This window comes from Streptomyces sp. NPDC052301 (genome assembly GCF_044593395.1).
Lineage (GTDB): Bacteria > Actinomycetota > Actinomycetes > Streptomycetales > Streptomycetaceae > Streptomyces.
In genome coordinates this window covers 567320-582282 of record NZ_JBIUBE010000002.1, presented here as the reverse complement: position 1 = coordinate 582282, position 14963 = coordinate 567320, and the positions used below count along the sequence as shown (strand labels likewise).

14 protein-coding genes are annotated in these 14963 nt (G+C 72.7%); 9 read left to right on the top strand and 5 right to left on the bottom strand.

Annotation, left to right across the window (positions count from 1 at the left end; translation table 11 throughout):
- Nucleotides 1–39: 39 nt before the first annotated feature.
- Nucleotides 40–1290, top strand: a complete 1251-nt coding sequence (locus tag ACIHEJ_RS06295; RefSeq protein WP_400132465.1) for a 3-deoxy-7-phosphoheptulonate synthase — start codon at nucleotides 40–42, stop codon at nucleotides 1288–1290.
- Nucleotides 1291–1358: 68 nt separating this feature from the next.
- On the opposite strand, the gene ACIHEJ_RS06290 is transcribed toward ACIHEJ_RS06295, so the two are convergent.
- Nucleotides 1359–3641, bottom strand: a complete 2283-nt coding sequence (locus ACIHEJ_RS06290) for an MMPL family transporter (protein WP_400132464.1) — start codon at nucleotides 3639–3641, stop codon at nucleotides 1359–1361.
- A 232-nt stretch (nucleotides 3642–3873) separates the two neighbouring features.
- Between ACIHEJ_RS06290 and ACIHEJ_RS06285 the strand changes: the two genes are divergently transcribed.
- The 3 genes from ACIHEJ_RS06285 (at nucleotide 3874) to ACIHEJ_RS06275 (ending at nucleotide 6593) form a co-directional block, all read left to right on the top strand.
- A complete protein-coding gene (locus tag ACIHEJ_RS06285) occupies nucleotides 3874–4770 on the top strand; it encodes an alpha/beta fold hydrolase (RefSeq protein ID WP_400132463.1) in 897 nt (298 codons plus the stop codon).
- Between the two features lie 653 nt (nucleotides 4771–5423).
- Nucleotides 5424–6269 carry a hypothetical protein gene (locus ACIHEJ_RS06280; RefSeq protein ID WP_400132462.1) on the top strand — a complete coding sequence of 282 codons (846 nt, stop codon included), beginning with the start codon at nucleotides 5424–5426 and terminating at the stop codon, nucleotides 6267–6269.
- A 141-nt stretch (nucleotides 6270–6410) separates the two neighbouring features.
- Nucleotides 6411–6593: a hypothetical protein gene (locus ACIHEJ_RS06275; protein ID WP_366015482.1), complete on the top strand. Its 183-nt coding sequence runs from the start codon at nucleotides 6411–6413 to the stop codon at nucleotides 6591–6593.
- A 96-nt stretch (nucleotides 6594–6689) separates the two neighbouring features.
- On the opposite strand, the gene ACIHEJ_RS06270 is transcribed toward ACIHEJ_RS06275, so the two are convergent.
- Complete coding sequence (locus ACIHEJ_RS06270; protein WP_400132461.1) at nucleotides 6690–7544, bottom strand: hypothetical protein; 855 nt, start codon at nucleotides 7542–7544, stop codon at nucleotides 6690–6692.
- A gap of 141 nt (nucleotides 7545–7685) precedes the next feature.
- Nucleotides 7686–7982, bottom strand: a complete 297-nt coding sequence (locus ACIHEJ_RS06265; protein WP_400132460.1) for a hypothetical protein — start codon at nucleotides 7980–7982, stop codon at nucleotides 7686–7688.
- Nucleotides 7983–8079: 97 nt separating this feature from the next.
- Between ACIHEJ_RS06265 and ACIHEJ_RS06260 the strand changes: the two genes are divergently transcribed.
- Nucleotides 8080–8985: an oxygenase MpaB family protein gene (locus ACIHEJ_RS06260; RefSeq protein ID WP_400132873.1), complete on the top strand. Its 906-nt coding sequence runs from the start codon at nucleotides 8080–8082 to the stop codon at nucleotides 8983–8985.
- Here ACIHEJ_RS06260 and ACIHEJ_RS06255 read toward each other — a convergent pair.
- Nucleotides 8962–9495 (bottom strand): PadR family transcriptional regulator, encoded by a 534-nt coding sequence (locus ACIHEJ_RS06255; RefSeq protein ID WP_400132871.1) that lies wholly within the window; start codon nucleotides 9493–9495, stop codon nucleotides 8962–8964. The genes ACIHEJ_RS06260 and ACIHEJ_RS06255 overlap by 24 nt on opposite strands.
- Nucleotides 9496–9612: 117 nt before the next feature.
- Between ACIHEJ_RS06255 and ACIHEJ_RS06250 the strand changes: the two genes are divergently transcribed.
- Complete coding sequence (locus ACIHEJ_RS06250; protein ID WP_400132459.1) at nucleotides 9613–10365, top strand: alpha/beta fold hydrolase; 753 nt, start codon at nucleotides 9613–9615, stop codon at nucleotides 10363–10365.
- A gap of 12 nt (nucleotides 10366–10377) precedes the next feature.
- Here the strand turns inward: ACIHEJ_RS06250 and ACIHEJ_RS06245 are convergent, their stop codons facing one another.
- Nucleotides 10378–10977 carry a class I SAM-dependent methyltransferase gene (locus tag ACIHEJ_RS06245; RefSeq protein ID WP_400132458.1) on the bottom strand — a complete coding sequence of 200 codons (600 nt, stop codon included), beginning with the start codon at nucleotides 10975–10977 and terminating at the stop codon, nucleotides 10378–10380.
- 150 nt (nucleotides 10978–11127) lie between these two features.
- Between ACIHEJ_RS06245 and ACIHEJ_RS06240 the strand changes: the two genes are divergently transcribed.
- Genes ACIHEJ_RS06240 through ACIHEJ_RS06230 form a run of 3 tightly spaced genes read left to right on the top strand, consistent with a single transcriptional unit; the run spans nucleotide 11128 to nucleotide 14963 of the window.
- The gene (locus ACIHEJ_RS06240; protein ID WP_400132457.1) at nucleotides 11128–11901 is read left to right on the top strand and encodes an MHYT domain-containing protein; all 774 of its coding nucleotides are present in this window, start codon (nucleotides 11128–11130) and stop codon (nucleotides 11899–11901) included.
- A 48-nt stretch (nucleotides 11902–11949) separates the two neighbouring features.
- A complete protein-coding gene (locus ACIHEJ_RS06235) occupies nucleotides 11950–14529 on the top strand; it encodes a nitrate- and nitrite sensing domain-containing protein (RefSeq protein WP_400132456.1) in 2580 nt (859 codons plus the stop codon).
- Entirely contained in the window at nucleotides 14526–14963 is a 438-nt protein-coding gene (locus ACIHEJ_RS06230; protein ID WP_400132455.1) for a roadblock/LC7 domain-containing protein, read from the top strand. The genes ACIHEJ_RS06235 and ACIHEJ_RS06230 overlap by 4 nt, the downstream gene beginning before the upstream one ends.

The window sequence follows — 14963 nt, the reverse complement described above, 5'->3', positions numbered from 1 at the left end:
CTGTACTGCCCTTGACCTGCCGACGGAGGCCGATGCCCCATGTCCTCGCCCGCTGTACTCCTGTCTCCCCGGCCGCCGGTCTGGACGCCGTCCGACTGGCGGCACCGCCCGGCCGCCCAGCAGCCCGACTGGCCCGATCACGCGCTGCTGCGCCGGATCCGTTCCCGGCTCGCCGGAGCAGCGCCGCTCGTCCGGGCGCACGAGATCCTCGACCTGCGACGGTCGCTCGCCGACGCCGCGCGCGGTGATGCCTTCGTGCTGCAACTCGGCGACTGTGCCGAGACGTTCGAGCGTCCCACCTTCGCCGGCATCGCCGCCCGGGTCGGCCAGCTGCACGGCACGGCCCGGACCATCGGCGCCGCCCTGGGCCGGCCCGTGATACCGGTGGGCCGACTGGCCGGCCAGTACGCCAAGCCTCGTTCGTCGCCGACCGAGCGGGTCGGCGACGTGGTCCTGCCCTCGTTCCGCGGCCACCTCGTCAACGACCCGGCGCCAGACCCCGCCGCCCGCGTGCCCGATGCGATGCGGCTGCTGGAGGGCCATGCGCACGCGCGTGAAGTGATCGGCCTGCTGCGCGAGTTGGCGGAGTCCGGTATGTCGATGCCCGGAACCTCGGTGGCCGACGCGCCCGCCGTGTGGACGAGTCACGAGGCGCTGGTGCTCGACTACGAGGAGCCCCAGGTACGACGGGACCCGCTGTCCGGCAGCCTGTACCTGACCTCCACCCACCTGCCCTGGATCGGTGCCCGCACCTGTGATCCCGGCGGGGCGCACGTGCGGTTCCTGTCCGGTGTCGACAACCCGGTGGGGCTCAAGGTCGGCCCGGGCACCGAGCCCGGGGACCTGGCCGCGCTGTGCGCCCGGCTGGACCCGGACCGGGAGCCGGGGCGGCTCGTGCTCATCTCCCGGATGGGTGCGGAGCGGGTGCGCGAGGTGCTGCCGCCGCTGGTGGCGGAGGTCGCCCGGCTCGGTCACCCGGTCGTGTGGCTGTGCGACCCGGTGCACGGCAACACCTATGTCAGCAAATCCGGTCACAAGACTCGGGACGTGGCGACGGTGGCCGCGGAGATCCGCGGCTTCTTCTCAGCCGTGCGCTCGGTGGGAGGCCGGCCCGGCGGTGTCCACCTGGAGGCCACCCCGGCCGAGGTCACCGAGTGCGTCGGCATCGCCACCGGCATCGCCGAGGAGGATCTGCCCCGCCGCTACGAGACCGCCTGCGACCCGCGCCTGAACGGCTCGCAGACCGCGGAGATCGCCGCGCTGACGGCGGAGCTGTGCGCGGCCGGCTGACAACCGGACGCCGACACGCGGATGCCGCCGGACTTCGGTCCGGCGGCATCCGCGTGTTCCGGCAGGTGTCAGGTACCGGACGGGACGGTCTCGCGCTCGGCCGGTCCCTCCGTCCGCGGGGGCGCGGCGGCACCGTCGCCGGCGGCTCCCTCGGCGAGTCCGGCCGGCAGCCGGCCCAGCCACTTCGGCAGGTACCAGTTGGCGTCCCCGAGGAGCTTCATCGTGGCCGGCAGCAGCACGATCCGGATGAACGTCGCGTCGACCAGGACGGCCGTCGCCATGCCCACGCCGGACTCCTTCATCGACAACTGCGGCAGCATGCCGAACACCCCGGCGACCGCGACCATCACCACGGCAGCCCCGGTGACCACGCTCGCCGTTCCCCGGATCCCCTGCTCGATGGCTCGGGGTGTGGACAGCCCACGGTCGTGGCCCTCGCGGATCCGGCTGACGACGAAGACGTGGTAGTCCATCGACAGGCCGAACAGGAAGACGAACATGAACAGCGGCACCCAGGAGGCGATTCCGCCGGTACTGGTGAAGCCGAGCAGTCCCTCGCCCCAGCCCTTCTGGAAGACGAGCACCACGATGCCGTAGGCGGCGCCCACCGACAGCATGTTGAGCACCAGCGTGAACCCGGCGACCACCACGGAGCGGAACGAGACCAGCATCACCGCGAAGGTGAACAGCAGCACGAAGCCCGCGACCCACGGCGCCCTGTCCGACAGGTTCGCGTTGGTGTCGACCGACGCCGCGGTGGTGCCGCCGACGGCCACGTCGGCGCCGGGCAGTTTGCCGAAGGTCGCCGGGACGACCTGGGTGCGCAGGGTGCGCAGCGCCCGTACGGACCGGTCGTCCGTGCCCGAGCCGGCCAGGCCGACGGTGGCCACGGCGACCTTGCCGTTGTCGGAGACCCGGAAGGTCACCGGACCGCTCAGCTGCGGCGACGCGGCGGCGACCGCCTTGGTGAAGCGCTGCAGCGTCGCGTCACCCGCGGACCCGCTCAGGCCGTCGGCCTTGACCACGACCTTGGCCGGGGTCGACGAACCGGGGAAGGCCCGCTGGATCTGCTCATACGTCTGCAGCACCGGCAGGTTCTCGGCCGACAGGTCGCTCACCCCCGGGTCCGAGGTGTGCAGCGAGAACGCCGGGGCGACCAGGGCCAGCAGCGCCCCGCCGCACAGCACCAGGGACACGGCCGGCCGGCGCAGTACGGCACCGAGCACGGCACCCCAGAAGCCGCGCTTCACGCCCTCCGTGTCCGCCGCACCGTCGATGTCCTCGACACGCATGCGCGGCAGCAGCGGCACCCGGCCCTTGTCGATCCGGTGGGCGAGCAGCGACAGCAGCGCGGGCAGCACCGTCACCGAGCCGAGAACGGCGACAGCCACGACGATGATGGTCGCGGTGGCCATGCCGTAGAAGATGCCGTTGCCGGAGAGGAAGAGACCGGCGAGGGAGACCATGACGGTCAGACCCGAGACGATGACGGACCGGCCGGAAGTGGCGGCCGCCGCGCTCACTGCGGCCTCGGTGGAGTTGCCCCGCGCCCGCTCCTCGCGCACCCGGCGGATGTAGAACAGCGAGTAGTCGACGCCGACGGCGATGCCGATCAGCGACATCACGGAGCTGCCGTTCTGGTCGACGTGCACCAGGTGGCTGCCAAGGGTGAGCAGCCCGCCGGCGGCGACCACCGCGGTGATGGCGAGCACGACCGGCAGCAGCGCGGCGACCAGCGCGCCGAAGGCCACCAGCAGGATGCCGAGGGTCACCGGGAAGGAGATGGTCTCGGCGTTCGTGTAGTCGGTGTGCAGCTTCTCCTCGTACTTGTGCGCGAAGGACGCCTCACCGAACTGCTCGACGGTGACCCCGGGACTGGCCTGGGCCGACTTCGCCACGGCGTCCAGGACCGGCTGCACCGTTCCCTTCGCCTTGACCGCGTCACCCGCCATGTCGAACTGCACCAGGGCGCTGTGCCGGTCCTTCGAGACGGCCGAGGCACCGGCCGGGTCCAGCGGCGAGACCACGTCACGCACCTTGCCCGTGCCCCTGATCCGCCCCGTCACATCGGCGACGGCCCTGCGGAACTCGGGTGAGTCGACGGTCACCCGGTCGCTGTGGACGAACACCACCTCGTGCGCGGGCAGGGTCAGTCCGGCGTCGTCCAGGATCTGTTCCGCGTGCCGGGCCGGGCCGTTGGTGAGTTCGGCGGGGGTCGGCTCCTGCTGGGTGACCATCCCGCCCGCCACGGTGGCCACGACGACGAACGCCAGCCAGAGCAGCACCGCCGCCCATCTGTGTGTGGCGCTCCAACGTCCCGCGGCCTGAGCGAGGCCTCGCCTGTTTCTCACGTCGTTCTCCTCCGTCGAGGGCCAGTCGGCTGCATCGAGCCGCGATGGGTCAGGAGGGGGCCGGGCCTGGAAACGTTCCCCACGTGTTTTGCGGAGGGGGCGTCGTTCTCCCGCCGATTCCGCTTCTTCGTCCGTGCGCCGCACATCGATCTCGGGACGGACGGAACCTTTCGCGCAAACGGCGACTCCTGACAGGCCGACCGGTATCCCCCGACACCGAACTGGAGCCCTCATGGCGACTGTCGAGCACAGCACCCTGCCCCTGCCCGAACTCGACGGAGTACGGCATCGCTATGTCAGCGTGCGCGGCGTGCGCCTGCACGTCGCGGAGGCGGGCCAAGGAGAACCCGTCGTCCTGCTGCACGGCTTCCCCCAGCACTGGTACGGCTGGCGGCGGCTGATCCCGCTGCTGTCCGGCCGGTACCGGCTGCTCTGTGTGGACCAGCGCGGCTTCGGCTGGTCCGACACCCCGGGCAAGGGCTACGACACCGACAGCAGGGTCGACGACGTGGTCGGTCTCCTCGACGAACTGGGCCTGGGCCGGGTCCGGCTCATCGGACACGACTGGGGTGCGTGGACCGGGTTCCACCTGTGCCTGCGGGCCCCGGAGCGGATCAGCCACTACCTCGCGCTGAACATGATGCACCCCTGGCCCGAGCACCGGCGGCTGATGCCGCAGTCCTGGCGCTTCTGGTACACGGCGCTGCTGGAACAGCCGTTGCTGGGCCGCTGGATGCTGCGCAACCGGCCCGGCTTCACGCGCTACCTGATGCGCAAGGGTGTGGTCGAGCAGGCGGTGTGGACACCGGACGCCATGGACGAGTTCGTGCGCTCCAGCCAGGAGCCCGGTCGAGCGCGGGCCGGCGAGGCCCTGCACCGCGCGTTCGCCCTGCGGGACATCGCCCGGCTGATTCTCGGCCGCTACAAGAAGCTCCGGCTGACCACGCCCACCGTGATCCTCGCCGGTGAGCGGGACTTCATGCTGCCGCCGAGCGTCATCACCGACGCCGGCCGGCACGCCGACGACCTCCGCGTCGAGGTGATCCCCGGCTGCGGACACTACCTGCACGAGGAGCGCCCCGAGCTGGTGGCCGAGGTGGCCGAGACCCTCTTCTCCGGCCACGCCTGACCCGGGCGCCCCTCGTACCCCCGCTGCCGGCGACGCCGGGGCAGGGCGTCGGTCCTGGGCCCGCGCCCGGATTCCCCCCAACCGGCAGCTCGCCGTCCAGGGCCGTCGCATCGGGAACCTGGACGGCCGCGGAGCGCAGAAAAACCTGACGCGCGGGGGTAGTGTGCCAACCCGGTCGCCACGGCGGCGTCCGTGCGTGCGCCTTCGGCGGCATGGCGGCGGCGAACTGGAGGGACGCGTTCTACGTCGTCCGCGGACAACGGTCCCACCCGCCGGGCGTCGTGGGCGTCCGGAGGGAGCCCGGCAGGCGGAGACCCGGCGTCATGAAACGCAGGGCCGCAGCCGGAAAACGCGACGCTGCCCGCGCGCGGGGGTAGGCCGGCAGGAACGCGGTGCGGCACCGGGCCGGTTCGGGCAGGTCGGAGCGTGGCGCCGTCGGCGTCGTCTGCACAGCTCTGCCCCACCTTTCACATTCGACCACCGGGGCCGGGCCGCCGAAGGCACAGCAGGCGAAGGCGGTCCGCGCATGCGTGGTGATGAACCGGACCACTTCACAATCTGTTCGACAGCGGCGAACGGGTGGCAAACGCCCGTGATGCGCGGACAATGGCCGCTACCGCTGTCGAGTGCTGCGGCCGAGCGAGGGGGAGAGCATGACGGAGGCGCGGCCCACGGAGTCCCCGGAGCCTGGACAGTCCGGTGCGCGGGGACGGGCCGGTGCGCAGGGACGGGACCGGTGGCCGACGACGCGGCGCGAGCGGCTGGCCGAGCTGGAGACGCGTCGAGCGGAACAGTCACGCCGGACACGCCACGAGCCCGCCGGGACGACGCCGGCCGTCCATCGCCCCGGGGGCTTCGGCTTCGACGACTCCTTCCCCAACCGGCACCAGTGCTGGGACATGCTGGAGCCGAGCGCCCGGGACAAGTTGGAGCAGAAGGCCGGAGGCGTCTGGGCGTGGTGGGCGCGGCTCGACCCCGACGGCCGTCCCAAGGCGTTCGTCTTCGGTCCCCGTGGGCTGTGCCAGGCCGGGTTCGTGATCAGGGGCGGGCGGCCGGTCCTTCAGGGCGAGCGCCTGAAACTGGAGCCCGGGTCGGTCCGGCGCCGGTCGTTCAGCACGACAGGGCCCGGCACGGACGCCCCGCCGGCCACCGAAGGCCTGCGGGCGGACGCGGCGCACGGAGCGCTGCAATCCCCTCCTGGGGCCGCGCGCTCGTTGAACCTGGACCAGGCCGCCAGAGGCGCTCTCGGCAACTTCCCCGCCGAGGTGCAGGAATTCCTCCAGCGCCCGTTCCTCGCGGACGATCAGGGGCTCGTCGCGGACTGGTACGGCGACCAGAGCCTCGAGCTCACCCACGAGCGGATCTTCGCCGTGTTCTGCCTGACCGCGGACCGTCATGTGACCGTCGCCGCCGGCACGCGGACCCGGGCCCGGGGCAGATCGGAGGACCGTGCCCGCTGGGACGTCGAGTGCTGGCACGGCCGGATCCACCGGGGGTGAGCCGGGAGGCGTCCCCGGGGCCCCGTCAGGGGCATCTCAGGGCTCCTCCGGTGGAGCTCGGGGCCGGAGTCCGGAACCGTGGGGAACGGGAGGCCGTTCTCACAGCAGGAAGCGGCAGTGGCCGCGGAGGAGGCGAGGCTGATGTCCAACAACGCGAAGATCGCCGTAGGGGGTGTGGCGGTCGGGCTGATCCTGCTGATATGGCTGCCCTGGTGGGTGTCGTTCCTGATCGTGGTGGGAGTTCCGGTGGCCGCCTACCTGGCGCTGGACCCCTCGCAGCGGCGCAGGCTCCGCCGGGTCACCCGTAAGGAACTGGGCCGCTGAGGCCCCGCCGCACGGCCGTGAACGCCCGCTCAGGGGCTTGAGCGGACCCACCGGAGCACCGGGAGCCGCGCACCACCTCGCGCGGCTCCCCGGGCCTCACAGGGGGCGTACGGCCATCTTGTCGAGCGCCTCCAGCAGGCCGGGCAGCTCCGGTCCCCTGCCCACCGGCAGGACCTCGCCGGGCTCCTCGTCGAGCAGCACGAACGCGATGTCGTCCGTGCGGGCCACCATCGACCAGCCGGGGCCGTCGGCGCGCAGCGTTCGGGCGTCACCGGGGGCGAACGACGAGCGCACCCGCCCGAGCGGGGGAGGGGAATCGACGTAGGCGCGCGCCTCCGCCAGTACCCGCCGGATCCCCCGGTGGCCGCCGCGCGGGGCGCTCTCCCCGCCCTCGGCCGAGGATGCGGCCGACTGCGCCTGCTCACCCGCCTGCTCGCCGGACGCGGAGAAGTCGGCGTCGTCGATCTGCTCCCGCCACACCGCCCACTGCAGCGCGATCTCGTCCGCGCCCAGGCGCCGCTGGGCCGGCCCCCAGAAACTGGTGTCCGGCGGGCTCAGCGCAGGCCGGTCGGCCACCTCGGGAGCGGGATCATGCGGCGCGGCCACACCTGGAGCCGCCACGGCGACCGCCAGCGGCCAGCCCGGCAGGGCGGCCACGACCGCGCGCTCGTCCGGCGACAGCTCGTACTCCATGCCGCAGTCCCAGGACGCGATCGCCACGGCGACCAGCGAGACGTCGTCGATCACGACCGTCCAGCGGGCGCCGTCACCGTCCTGCCCCAGCACCAGGCCGTAGCCGTCGGCGCGGGGCGCGAGCCCCAGCGCCGCGCAGGCCTCCGGGTAGTCGTCGCCCAGCACGCTCGGAAACTGCGCCGGCGTCAGCAGTACCGCCGTCAGCACATACAGCGCGTCGTCCGCGGCGGCGACGGCCTCATCGTCCGTCCCGGCCATCCCTGCCTCCCCAGTGGTTCGTCCATCGGCGCGCACCCTAGTGCGAGCGGAAGCCGCTTGTCACGACTCCTCACACCACGCGGAGCTGCAGTTTTCCGCCTGGACGGGGGCGAAACGACCACGACCTGAGCAGGCGGTTCCTCAGGCCGCGGGCAGCCCGAGAAGATCCCGGGCCACCGCCCCCGGCGACTCGTCCCGCTCCCGGGCCAGCGCGACGACCGCCCGGCAGGCCAGTTCGCTCACCCCGAACGACAGCGCCTCCGGAGACACCCAGGCCGCCGCCTCCTCGATCCGGTCCTGATCGTCCTCCACGCGGGCCGCCACATACACGGCCGCCGCTTCGAACAAGTTGTGTGCACGCCTCTCCCCGGCGCCCTGCGGCTGCGCGTGTGCGGAGGTGCGGAGCCTTGCGGTGTACCTGCGGATCGTGTCGAACATGCGGACCACCCTCCCCGGAACGGGCCTGATGTCGATCGGTCAGCTGCCACTGCTCAACGTAGAGTTGGAGTTCCGGCGACAGAAGGGGGACGACACGGTGAAGCGGTTCGAGCAGCTCGCTCGGATCCGCCGCCTGGACCCGGTGGCGGACGCGCTGGAGATCTACCGGATCAGTGCCACGGTCGAGTTCCCCTGGGACTACACCCGCGCCCTGGAACTGGCTCTGTACCGCACGTACGCCGTGCCGAGCATCGGGCGACTGCTCGCCCGGACGGCGGAGCTGACCGAACGCACCCAGAAGCGCTACGACGACACCGTGCTGCTCCTCGACACCGTCGTGGAGCACGGCTTCGCCGCCGAGGAGGGGCGGACCGCCATCCGCCGCATCAACCGGATGCACCGCAGTTACGACATCAGCGACGACGACATGCGGTACGTGCTGAGCACCTTCGTCGTGGTGCCCAGGCGCTGGATCGACGCCTACGGCTGGCGGCGGCTGTCCCGGCACGAGATCGTCGCCACCACGGAGTACTACCGCACCCTCGGCCGCCACATGGGCATCCCCGACATCCCCGAGACCTACGAGGAGTTCGAAGCGCTCCTCGACGCCTACGAGGAGGCCCACTTCGCCTGGGACGAGCAGGCCCGGCGGGTCTCCGACGCCACCCTCGACCTGATGGCGTCCTGGTATCCGCGCCCCCTGGCGCCGCTGCTGCGCACGGCCACGCTCGCCCTGCTCGACGAACCGCTGCTGCGTGCGTTCCGCTACCCGCAGCCCGGCGTGGCCACCTCCGCGCTGGTGCGCCGCGCGGTGCGGACACGCGGCCGGCTCGTCCGGCTGCTGCCGCCCCGCCGCGGCCCGCACTTCGCGCGCCAGAACCGGGAGATCAAGGGTTACCCGAACGGCTACCGCGTGGCCGACCTGGGCACCCGCCCGGTTCCCGGGCTGCGCGGCTGTCCGGTACGGCATCGGGACGCCTCAGCGGGCGACCCCGTCGAGTGACGCGAGGGTCTCGCGCAGCCAGGCCAGTTCCGCCCGGCTCGTGGCACGCGCGATGGTGAGGACCCCGCGCCGGAAGGGGTCGTGCAGTTCCTCGGCGCGCATCGGCCGGTCGCCGTCGTAGAAGAAGCTCGCAGGCTCCTCCAGGAAGGCCAGCCTGCGGCGCAGCACGACCGCCTGCGCGGCGGGGTCCTCCAGGTGCCGCAGGAACGCGAGCAGGGTGAACCAGTGGTTCTCGTCGGTGATCTCGCGCTGCACGGGCTCGGCCAGCCGGCGCTTCAGCTCGCGCCCGCCCTCCTCGGTGAGCGTCAGCACATGGCGCGGGGCGGCCACGGCGCCGGGCTCGGTCGCCCGCACCAGAAAGCCGGCCTTCTCCAGCCGTTTGATCGCCGGGTACAGCGTGCTCTCGGCGACAGGCCGCACATGGCCGGTGAGCGCCGCGATGTGCCGGCGCAGGACGTATCCGTGCAGCGGGGCGTCGTACAGGAAACCGAGGATGGCGAGTTCCAGCATGGCCGCATTCTCCCCCACGCCGTGGTACCTCGGCAGAATTATAGTGCGCTTACGTCATACATCGTTGCCGAGGTATGCTTCCGTGGGTCGCCACGCAGTCGTCACGGGAGGGGAACGGTGCAGCAGGCAACGTTCGACAGTGAGGGAAGCCGTATCCGCTGGACGGAGGTGCCCGGGGCCGAGCCCGTCCGGGTGTACCTGCACGGACTGGGATCGATGTCCGCCGTGTACCACGCGCACATCGCGGCCCGTCCCGAACTCGCGGGCCGGCGCAGCCTCTTCATGGACCTGCCCGGACACGGCATCAGCGACCGGCCCCGGGACTTCGGTTACACGCTGGAGGAGCACGCCGACGCCGTCGCGGCGGGACTGGGCGAAGCCGGGGTGGCCGGCGCCGAGTTGATCGCGCACAGCATGGGCGGTGCCGTGGCCATCGTGCTGGCGCACCGGCGCCCTGACCTCGTCTCACGGCTGGTCCTCACGGAGGCCAATCTCGACGCCTTTCCGCCGCCGACCGCCGGCAGCAGCGGAATCGCCGCCCATGAAGAGGACGCGTTCGTCGAGAAGGAGCACGCGCGCGTGCTGCGGGCCGTGGGGCCGCTGTGGGCGGCCACCATGCGGCTGGCCGACCCGCGTGCCCTGCACCGCAGCGCCGTCGGGCTGCGGCGCGGGTCGGAGCCCGTGATGCGGACGATCCTCGAGGGACTGCCCGTGGACCGCGTCTACCTGCAGGGCGCGCGCAGCGGCGAACTCGCGGGCCGGGCGAGACTGGAAGCCACCGGGGTCCGGGTGGTGACGGTGCCCGGCGCCGGTCACAACGTCATGTTCGACAATCCCGACGCCTTCGTGGCAGCCGTCGCGGCCGACTGAACGTCCGCGTCGTCAGCCCTCGTGCACCGCGAGGGCGAGGAAACGGGCGTCCTCGTCGACGTACGAGGTCATCCGCCATCCCGAACGGGCCAGCAGCGGGCCGAGGTTGGTCTCGGCCCGCAGGTCGTCGGGGGTGATCTGCCGGCCCTGCCGCGCCGCCAGGGCGGCACGGCCGATGGGATGGAACAGTGCGAGCGTGCCGCCCGGCCGCACCACCCGGGCGAGCTCCCGCAGGTTGTCCTCCGGGTCCGGCAGGTGTGCGATCAGACCGGCCGCGAACACGGCGTCCAAGGACTCCGACCGCAGCGGCAGCCGGGCCACGTCCGCGAGCAGCAGCCGCCCGTCCCGGTCCCTGCCCGCCCGCGCGGCAGCCTGGAGCATCGCCGGGGTCAGGTCCGCACCGAGCACCACCCCCGAGGGGCCGACGGCCGCCCGCAGGGGCGGCAGGGCACGCCCCGTGCCACAGCCCGCGTCCAGCACGCGGTCGCCCGGGCGCAGCCCGACATCGGCGACGGCAGCAGCGTAGGCCGGACCGTCGTCGGGGAACCTGCTGTCCCAGTCGGCCGCCCGGGCGCCGAAGAACTCCTGGACATGTGTGTGGTCGTCGCTCATGTTCCGCATGATTCCTCACCGTCGCGGGGGACACCTAGGTGCACATGTTCGGGCTGGACTCGATCGTTCCGTCGCATCTGCCTGTCATATTCCAGCAGGTTTCGAAATGCGCCCCCCTTGTGCACCCGTGCCCCCTAGCGTTCCTGGGCCATGGGACACCTGGACCACGCAGCCTTCGGCTGGCTGACCCCCGTGCTGTCGTACGTGATGGCCTGCATAGGCGCCGCCCTCGGGCTGCGGTGCACCGTCCGCGCGCTCGCCACCACGGGCCGCTCGCGCCGCAACTGGCTCGTCACCGCCGCCTCGGCGATCGGGACGGGCATCTGGACCATGCACTTCGTCGCCATGCTCGGCTTCCGCGTCAGCGGCACCGACATCCGTTACGACGTGCCGCTGACCATCCTCAGCCTCCTCGTCGCCATGGTCGTCGTCTGGGCCGGCATCTTCGCCGTCGGCTACAGCCGTGACCGCACCAGGGCGCTCCTCCTCGGCGGACTCACCACCGGGCTGGGCGTCGCCAGCATGCACTACCTGGGCATGGCGGCCGTCCGGCTGCACGGCCACGTGACGTACGACCCCGTCCTCGTCGGACTGTCGGTGCTGATCGCCGTCGTCGCGGCGACCGCGGCCCTGTGGGCCGGGCTCAACATCAAGTCGCCCCTCGCGGTCACCGTCGCCTCCCTCGTCATGGGGGCGGCCGTCAGCAGCATGCACTACACCGGGATGTTCGCGGTGAGCGTGCGCGTGCACCCCTCCGGCGCATCACTGCCCGGGGCCACGGCGATGCAGTTCATCTTCCCCCTCGCCGTCGGCCTCGGGTCCTACCTGTTCATCACCTCGGCCTTCGTCGCCCTCTCGCCCTCGGCCGACGAGCGCGAGGCGTCCGCCTCCGCCCAGCGGCCGGTCGAGACCGTCGCCCGTTAGCGGGAGCCCCGGCCCGAGCGCCCCGACCCACGACCGAGCGAGGAGGCCATGCGCCCACCCCGTACACCCGAGAAAGCCGCCTCCCCGGCGCATCCCAGGCGTGGCCGACGCGCTCACGCCGGTCCGCCCGCCGACGAGGCCGTCGAGCACCCGCTCGGGACCGCGCCGGGCTCGGCACGCACGCGTGGGAGCCGTCGGTATCTGCGCCCCCGGACGGTGCGTGCCAAGGTGGTGAGCCTCCTGATGGTGCCCGTCGTCTCCCTGCTCGCGCTGTGGGCGTACGCCACCGTCAGTACCGCCCAGGACGTGGCGCGGCTGCGCCAGTCCCAGCGCGTGGACGCCGAACTGCGCACCCCGGTGGCCACGGCCGTCGCCGCCCTGCAGACCGAGCGCACCGCCGCCGTCCGCTATGCGGCCGCGCCCGGCGGGGGAGACAGCGGCGACCTCCAAGGTCTGGCCGCCCGCACCGACCGGGCCGTGGCCAGGCTGCGGCTCGGCGACGACAGCACGGTCGCCGACAGCGAGGAACTGCCCTCCGGTGTCTCAGGACGGCTCACCGCCTTCGTCACGAGGGCCGGGCACCTGCGCACGCTGCGGACGGCCGTACTCGACCACAGAACCGGCTGGGCCGAGGCGTACGCGCAGTACACCAAGTCCATCGAGGACGCCTTCGCCGTGGACGGGGCCCTGACCGGCGTCCAGCAGGCCGACGTCGGCTCCGACGCGCGCGTGCTGCTGGAATTCTCCCGGGCCGCCGAGGGACTGGCCCAGGAGGACGCCGTCCTCGCCGGCGCGCACACCTCCGGGCCCCTCCAGGCGGAGCGGCTACGGCTGTTCGGTAGCGCCGTCGCCACCCGCCGCACCCTCACCGAGGCCGCGGTCGCCGATCTGCCCGCCGCCCAGCGGACCGCCTGGCATGACCTGGCCGACAGCAGTCCCTACACCACTCTCGGTGCCGCCGAGGACAGGATCCTCACCGGCAAGCCCGCCGGTGCGGGATCGCAGGCGGCCTGGAACGACGCCCACGCGCGCGTGCAGGACGGGATGCGGGCCATCGCGGCGGACACGGGCCGCGCCGTCGCGGGCCGCGCCGACCCGGTCACCCGCGGTCTGCTGAGCCCGGCGGGCGCCGCCGTGCTCCTCGGCCTCGCCGCCGTCGCCGCCTCGCTCGTCATCTCCGTGCGCATCGGGCGGGCTCTCGTGGTCGAACTCGTCAGCCTGCGCAACGACGCCCTGGAGATCGCCCGTCGCAAACTCCCGCAGGCCATGCGGAAACTGCGCTCGGGCGAGGAGATCGACATCCAGGCCGAGGCGCCCGCCGGACCGCCCGCCGAGGACGAGACCGGGCAGGTCGCGGAAGCCCTCACCACCGTCCACCGCGCCGCCCTGCGCGCCGCCGTGGAGCGTGCCGAACTCGCCAGCGGCATCTCCGGCGTCTTCGTCAACCTGGCCCGCCGCAGCCAGGTACTGGTCCACCGCCAGCTCAGCCTCCTCGACAGCATGGAGCGGCGCTCCGACGACCCCAACGAGCTGAGCGACCTGTTCCGTCTCGACCACCTCACCACCCGGATGCGGCGCCACGCCGAGAGCCTGATCATCCTTTCCGGGGCCGCACCGGGCCGGGCCTGGCGCCTGCCGGTTTCCCTGACCAACGTCGTACGTGCCGCCGTGTCGGAAGTCGAGGACTACGCGCGCGTGGAGGTCCGTCAGCTCCCCGAGGCGCACGTCATCGGCGGCGCCGTCGCCGACCTGACCCACCTGCTCGCCGAACTCGTCGAGAACGCAGCCCAGTTCTCACCGCCCCACACGCGCGTGCGGGTCATCGGAGAACCCGTGGGCAACGGCTACGCCCTGGAGATCGAGGACCGGGGACTCGGCATGGGGGGCGACACCCTCGCCGAGGCCAACCGGCGCATCGAACAGTCCGAGGCCCTCGACCTGTTCGACAGCGACCGCCTCGGACTCTTCGTGGTCAGCAGGCTCGCCTCCCGCCACGACATCAAGGTGCACCTGCGCACCTCCCCCTACGGAGGCACCACAGCGGTGGTCCTGCTGCCGACCGCGCTGTTGCACAGCGGTACGACGGAACGTTCTGCCCGCCAGGACGGGCAGGGCCGCCCGGAGCAGGAACGTGAGTACGCGCGCGTGCCGGGCACCACCCCACCCCAGGAGGCCGTCGGCGCGCGCTCGGAACGCCCTGCCCTCGCGGCCACCGTTCCCGGCGTGCACGGCATCACCGACGAGCCCGGTCACCACAGCGCCACCGACGGGACCAGCCCCCGCCCCATCGTGCACGGGCAGCATCCTCCTCGCGGTGCGGACGACCCCACGCCTCCCGGAGTCACCGCCTTGAGGCCGCACCGCCCGCAGGACGACTCCGAGCCCTCGGACGACCTCCCGCGCCGTGTGCGCCAGGCGAGCCTCGTCCCCCAACTCCGCCGTCAGCGTCCCGAAGAGCCGACGCCGGAACCGGCACGGCGCGACGACCGGCGCACCCCGGAACTGGTCCGCGACCGTTTGGCGGCCTACCGCGACGGCTGGGCGCGCGGCGGGGGCAGGCCGCCCGGCCGTGGCGCCGCCCCCGACTTCGAAAAGGGCAGACACAGCAGCGAAGGAGACCCGGCATGATCCAGGACCCGAACGTGAGGGCCGGCCAGCGATCCGGCGAACTGGACTGGCTGCTCGACGACCTGGTGATGCGGGTGAGCGAGGTGCGGCACGCCGTCGTCCTGTCCAACGACGGACTGGCCGTCGGCGCCTCCACCGGTTTGGCGCGGGAGGACGCCGAACACCTCGCCGCCGTGGCCTCCGGCTTCAACAGTCTCGCCAAGGGCGCCGGACGGCACTTCGGAGCGGGCGGCGTGCGGCAGACCATGGTGGAGATGGACGACGCGTTCCTCTTCGTAGCCGCCGCCGGCGACGGCTCCTGCCTCGCCGTGCTCACCGCCGTCACCGCCGACATCGGGCTGGTCGCCTACGAGATGGCGCGGCTGGTCAAGCGCGTCGGCGAGCACCTCTACACGGCGCCGCGCCTCTCGGCCCAGCCGCCCTCCGCCGGATGA

Coding starts and splice junctions, on each gene's coding strand:
- ACIHEJ_RS06265 (WP_400132460.1), bottom strand. CDS start 7,982: ATGTTCGACACGATCCGCAGGTACACCGCAAGGCTCCGCACCTCCGCA.
- ACIHEJ_RS06295 (WP_400132465.1), top strand. CDS start 40: ATGTCCTCGCCCGCTGTACTCCTGTCTCCCCGGCCGCCGGTCTGGACG.
- ACIHEJ_RS06280 (WP_400132462.1), top strand. CDS start 5,424: ATGACGGAGGCGCGGCCCACGGAGTCCCCGGAGCCTGGACAGTCCGGT.
- ACIHEJ_RS06275 (WP_366015482.1), top strand. CDS start 6,411: ATGTCCAACAACGCGAAGATCGCCGTAGGGGGTGTGGCGGTCGGGCTG.
- ACIHEJ_RS06285 (WP_400132463.1), top strand. CDS start 3,874: ATGGCGACTGTCGAGCACAGCACCCTGCCCCTGCCCGAACTCGACGGA.
- ACIHEJ_RS06230 (WP_400132455.1), top strand. CDS start 14,526: ATGATCCAGGACCCGAACGTGAGGGCCGGCCAGCGATCCGGCGAACTG.
- ACIHEJ_RS06245 (WP_400132458.1), bottom strand. CDS start 10,977: ATGAGCGACGACCACACACATGTCCAGGAGTTCTTCGGCGCCCGGGCG.
- ACIHEJ_RS06270 (WP_400132461.1), bottom strand. CDS start 7,544: ATGGCCGGGACGGACGATGAGGCCGTCGCCGCCGCGGACGACGCGCTG.
- ACIHEJ_RS06235 (WP_400132456.1), top strand. CDS start 11,950: ATGCGCCCACCCCGTACACCCGAGAAAGCCGCCTCCCCGGCGCATCCC.
- ACIHEJ_RS06240 (WP_400132457.1), top strand. CDS start 11,128: ATGGGACACCTGGACCACGCAGCCTTCGGCTGGCTGACCCCCGTGCTG.
- ACIHEJ_RS06255 (WP_400132871.1), bottom strand. CDS start 9,495: ATGCTGGAACTCGCCATCCTCGGTTTCCTGTACGACGCCCCGCTGCAC.